Origin of the sequence: Leyella stercorea DSM 18206 (assembly GCF_000235885.1) — a bacterium.
GTDB classification, from domain to species: domain Bacteria; phylum Bacteroidota; class Bacteroidia; order Bacteroidales; family Bacteroidaceae; genus Prevotella; species Prevotella stercorea.
Genome location: NZ_JH379422.1, coordinates 1 through 748 on the forward strand (window position 1 = coordinate 1; position 748 = coordinate 748).

A 748-nucleotide genomic window follows, 5' to 3' on the forward strand; every position below is an offset into this window, starting at 1 on the left:
GACGGAAAACTGTTCCGATTCGAAGTTCAAACGTCAGATATTAAATATTTTGATAGCGATGCCGTCAGTGTCGTTTCTAATATCGCCAAACGCCCAATAGATTTCAGTATCGAAGATTTGAGAGAACTGGATAGGAATGAGTTCAACTCCGAAGAGGAAATCCAATATCTTCTGCATGAAATTAAGTACGAGAAACCTCATTTTCAGAATGTGATTGACTCAAAGGATATCGAGAGAGTCTTTTGTGTAAAACCGATGTTTGACAATCCTCGTATAATCCGGCAGTCCGGGGCATTTTTCCTTTATGGTATCAATGGCGATAAAAGCAAGCCTGCATCGCTTAACTTCAGCTACAAAGTGTACATCATCAATAAAGCGCAGAAGCAGAAAATCAGGAAGCAGCTTGAAGCCCTCGGCATAGACAAATCAACGTTGTTCCCAGAAGTCGAACACGTGGCCGAACATATAAAGGACAAATACCATCTGCCTAAGTAACCTTTCCCTCTTTTCAGAAAAAACAAGCCGAGCTATTACGCGGATAGCTCGGCTCTCAACTTGAAAAAATTACCTCAAGTCTTAATCTTGTGGTATATCTTGAACTTGCAAGCATTTCTCTACTTTGTATACATACTACTTAAAAGGGAGGACAGCCTGTAAGCAGTGTTTCTTCTATCTTGTCGGTTAATAAATTTAATTGATTGCTTGTTAAGTTCAAGGGAAAATTCTATATTTGCGAAATATGATATCC

The 748-nt window shown here is 39.2% G+C and carries 1 pseudogene; it reads left to right on the forward strand.

Going from position 1 to position 748, the window contains the following annotated elements:
* Positions 1 to 495 (forward strand): annotated as a pseudogene (locus tag HMPREF0673_RS06100) (FRG domain-containing protein); the annotation flags it as partial.
* Between the last annotated feature and the right edge of the window lie 253 nt (positions 496 to 748).